The sequence below is a fragment of the Brevundimonas sp. 2YAF1 genome (assembly GCF_052114745.1).
Taxonomy (GTDB): Bacteria; Pseudomonadota; Alphaproteobacteria; order Caulobacterales; family Caulobacteraceae; genus Brevundimonas.
Genome location: NZ_JBFRFI010000018.1, coordinates 1 through 4,259 on the forward strand (window position 1 = coordinate 1; position 4,259 = coordinate 4,259).

Annotated in this window: 2 protein-coding genes and 1 tRNA gene; 2 read left to right on the top strand and 1 reads right to left on the bottom strand. The window is 67.0% G+C overall.

Annotated features, from left to right (window positions below; all coding sequences use genetic code 11):
- The first annotated feature begins 337 nt into the window (after positions 1–337).
- Together AB4Y68_RS14415 and AB4Y68_RS14420 are read left to right on the top strand one after the other, a co-directional pair.
- Positions 338–2,113, top strand: coding sequence for a copper resistance system multicopper oxidase (locus AB4Y68_RS14415; protein WP_441456443.1), 1,776 nt, complete (start codon positions 338–340; stop codon positions 2,111–2,113).
- Between the two features lie 218 nt (positions 2,114–2,331).
- Complete coding sequence (locus tag AB4Y68_RS14420) at positions 2,332–3,147, top strand: copper resistance protein B (protein ID WP_441456444.1); 816 nt, start codon at positions 2,332–2,334, stop codon at positions 3,145–3,147.
- 1,015 nt (positions 3,148–4,162) lie between these two features.
- Here AB4Y68_RS14420 and AB4Y68_RS14425 read toward each other — a convergent pair.
- Positions 4,163–4,239 (bottom strand) — tRNA-Met (locus AB4Y68_RS14425).
- Between the last annotated feature and the right edge of the window lie 20 nt (positions 4,240–4,259).

Consider the following 4,259-nt stretch of genomic DNA (forward strand, 5'->3'; position numbering starts at 1 on the left):
CCGGTCCGTTGCCGAACCCCGCGGGCCGCTCGTTGCAGAGCGAGGCGCGGATATACGGACCCGCCCCCGACTCCACAAGCCTTGAATGACGGAAATACGAAAAACCGAACGAACACGAATCGCCCGACAGCAGGCCCACGCCGCCGCCCCCCGCAGGACTGGAAATCCATCGCCCTCGCAGCAGTACTGGCCGCCCTGGAAGGCCGCTCCCATGTGGTGCCCTGTCGCGAGGATGTCGCAGGGGATATCGTCGCCCCATACGTATCGCTTAGGATCGTCCCCGTTTCGATGGCGCATGGCAAAGGCGCGCGTCGTCCACTGCTGAGAACTCGCGTCCATGGCCACAACACCCCTCGACCGTCGAACCCTGCTGCGCGGAGCCGCCTTGGGCGGAGGCCTGCTGGGCCTTCAGGGGCTGCTGCCGGCCTGGGCCCAGACGGGAACGGCTGGCTTGCGCGCCGACCTGCCGACGCTGACGGGGCCGAACATCGACCTGACGGTGGGGCGCTCCGACTTCACCGTCGGCGGGCGCACCGGCCACGCGGTGACGGTCAACGGCCTGCTGCCCGCCCCCCTGCTGCGGATGCGCGAGGGCCAGAACGTGCGTCTGTCGGTGACCAATACCCTGGACGAGGACACCTCGATCCACTGGCACGGCCTGCTGCTGCCCTTCCAGATGGACGGCGTGCCGGGCGTCAGCTTCCCCGGCATCAAGCCGCGCGAGACCTTCGTCTATGAATTCCCGCTGAAACAGTCGGGCACCTACTGGTACCACAGCCATTCGGGACTTCAGGAAGCGATCGGCCATTACGGTCCCATCGTCATCGACCCGGCGAGCGTCGATCCTGTGGCCTATGACCGCGAGCACGTCCTGGTCCTGTCGGACTGGAGCTTCCTGCATCCGCACGAAATCCTGGCCAAGCTGAAGAAGAGCCCCGGCTACTTCAATCATCAGAAGACCACCTTGGCGGGTTTGCTGGACGGGGCGGACAAGATGGACCTGGCCGAGCGCCGGATGTGGGGCGGGATGCGGATGGACCCGCGCGACATCCTGGACGTCAGCGGCTCGACCTACACCTATCTGATCAACGGCCATGGCCCGCAGAAGAACTGGACCGGCCTGTTCCGGCCCGGCGAGCGAGTGCGGCTGCGCGTCATCAACGCCTCGGCCATGTCGATCTTCAACGTCCGCATCCCCGGTCTGGCCATGACCGTGGTCCAGGCCGACGGCGCGCACGTGCGCCCGGTCGAGACCGACGAGTTCCAGATCTCAGTCGCCGAAACCTATGACGTTATCGTCCGTCCCACCGAGGACCGGGCCTACACCATCGTGTCGGAAGCCATCGACCGTTCAGGCATGGGCCGGGCGACACTGGCCCCGCGTCTGGGCCTGACGGCCGAGGTTCCGCCGCTGCGCAAGGTTCCCAACCTGACCATGGCCGACATGGGCATGGGCGGCATGGATCACGGCAGCATGGCCGGGATGGATCACGTCGCGATGAGCCACGGAGCCGCCGCAGGGGCCGGCGCCGCGCCGATGGACCACGGCGCCATGAGCATGCGCGATCCCAACAACGCCCCTGCCGACATGGCGGTCGGCGTTGGGGTGGACGCGATCGCACCCGCGCCCGCCAATCGTCTGGGCGAGCGGCCTCAAGGGCTACAGGACGTCGATCACCGGGTGCTGGTCTATACGGATCTGCGCGCACTGGAGCCGAACAAGGATGCGCGTCCGCCGTCGCGGTCGATGGAAATCCATCTGACCGGCAATATGGAACGCTTCATGTGGGGCTTCGACGGCCGCAAGTTCTCGGAACTGGTCGAGCCGATCCGGTTCGAACTGAACGAGCGGGTTCGCGTCACCCTGGTCAACGACACCATGATGGCCCACCCCATCCACCTGCACGGCCATTTCTTCCAACTGGTCAACGGCCAGGACGGGCATCAGCCGCTGAAGCACACGGTCAATGTGGCGCCGGGGTCGAAGGTGACCTTCGACCTGACCGCCGACGCGCCCGGCGACTGGGCCTTCCACTGCCACCTGCTGATGCACATGCACGCCGGGATGTTCAACGTCGTCACCATCCGTCCGCTGGAAGGCGCCGCCCAATGAGCCGCGCCTTGAATTGTATGGTTGCCGCCCTCCTGCCGCTGATAATGGCCGCCGGTTCCGCCAACGGGCAAGCTCATGGGACGCATGGATCGCATGACGCCCATGCCGGTCACGTCATGAGCGGTATTCAGGCGGGCCCGGCACAGACTCCTGCCGCCGATCCTCATGCGGGTCATGGCGCGCCTGTTCCGCAAGTCGATCCCCACGCGGGCCATGACATGTCGGCGATGACGACCAGCGCGCCCAACATCCCCACCAGCGTGGACGCTGTCGGCGGGCGGATGATCAAGACGCCGCCGCCGGCTGCGGCCCGCGCCGCCCCCGCCCATGCGGCGGACCTGCTGTACGACCCGGCGGTTATGGCCGCCGCGCGCAAGCAGTTGCTGGTCGAGAACGGCGACGTTCGCACCACAGCCGTCCTGATCGACACGCTGGAGGCGGGATTCGGCGACGGGCGTGAGACCTACAGCTGGAACGCCCAGGGTTTCGCCGGCGGCGACATCAACCGCTTCTGGTGGAAGAGCGAGGGCGAAGGCGAGTTCGGCGGCAAGCTGCACAATGCCGAGGTTCAGGCCCTCTACAGCCGCGCTGTCGCCCCCTTCTGGGACGTGCAGGCGGGCGTCCGGCAAGACTTCCGCCCGGACGGCGCGGACAGGACCCATCTGACCGTCGGCGTCCAGGGCGTCGCCCCCCACTGGTTCGAAATGAGCGCCGCCGCCTTCCTGTCGACCAGGGGCGACATGACCGCGCGTGTCGAGGCCCAATACGACCAGCGCCTGACCCAGAAGTGGATCCTGCAGCCCGCCCTGGAGATGGAACTGTCGACCAGCGACATTCCCAAGCTGGAGATCGGTTCGGGCCTGACCTCAGTCACGGCGGGCCTTCGCCTGCGCTACGAAATCCGCAAGGAGTTCGCGCCCTACATCGGGGTCGAGTGGAGCCGTTCGTTCGGCGACACCGCCGACTACGCCCAGGCGCGCGGCGAGGATGCGGACGCGACGCGTCTGGTCGCCGGGATCAAGGCCTGGTTCTAGAGCGCCTCTGACGAACGGCCGAGCCAAAAAGACGGCTCGACCTGGTCGGACGGCAGGGTGCCCTTTGTCGTCGATGAGACAATGCACCGCGTCATCGTCCGACGCGACGGCGACCAAATGAAATCCGGGATGAATTGACGAGCCGGGATCACCCGCAGGCCACGTCCCTTGGCCCGCGATCGACTCGCGCTTGCACCGTTTCCCGATGGCGGGCCGGGGGAGTCGTTCTCGAATTCGACCGATTTTCGCGTCTTGATCGGGCTCGGCCGGGCGCGGACATAGGTTCGGATGCCGCCTTCATTTCAGCCGCTGCCGCCCCCCATCCGCCAGGGGGGCAATCGCCGCCTGGCGGACGGGGGGCGTCTTGGCCTGCACCAACAGACTGTACAGCGGTGCGCCTCGATCGCCTTCGACCAGGCCGACGGGCGCTGACTGACGGCGGACGTGATCGCTAGGCGTGACCAGCCGCTGTTCCCCGCTTCGGCCAGGCGTCGCCATTGGTCGGCCGACCGATCTGGTTCGCCACCCTGCGGACGGCCGTGCCGCCTTGGGCCAACGCAGGGGCACGCGTCAGCGACGTCATGGCCGCAGCCCAACCCTGATCCCACGCCCGCCGCTCGCCCCGATGGCGCCTGTCGGAACCCTCGGGCAGACGCTCGCCCCCCCCTGAGTTGAGAGCTTTGGGAGTGGCGGATTCCAGGCGGAACCGACGAACCGGTCCGAGGCCCTCGCGACATCGTCCCAGCCGAGGCGGCGCTCATCGTTGAGATTTCTCGCGTGTGAACGGTTCTCCGCTCCAGTGGCCCCTTCGATCCACGAACTGTCTCCCCATAGCCGGCAACAGCCAAGCGGAGCACCACATGGTTCTGAAGGCCCACGCCCCGCCACTCGTCGGATATGCAGAACCAGCGCTCGACCAGCGATCAGTTGGCAGCTTGGCGGCGCTGGTGGCGCGGGGCGGGRCCCAGAACGCGAAAACCCCCACGGCGTGAGCAGTGGGGGTTTTCGTTAAACTTGGGTGCGGGAGCAGGATTTGAACCTGCGACCTTCAGGTTATGAGCCTGACGAGCTACCGGGCTGCTCCATCCCGCGGCAAAGTCGGAGTGTGAAGG

What these genes read in the sequence shown, in the direction of transcription:
- AB4Y68_RS14420 (WP_441456444.1), top strand. Translation starts at nt 2,332, where the DNA reads ATGTCGGCGATGACGACCAGCGCGCCCAACATCCCCACCAGCGTGGAC.
- AB4Y68_RS14415 (WP_441456443.1), top strand. Translation starts at nt 338, where the DNA reads ATGGCCACAACACCCCTCGACCGTCGAACCCTGCTGCGCGGAGCCGCC.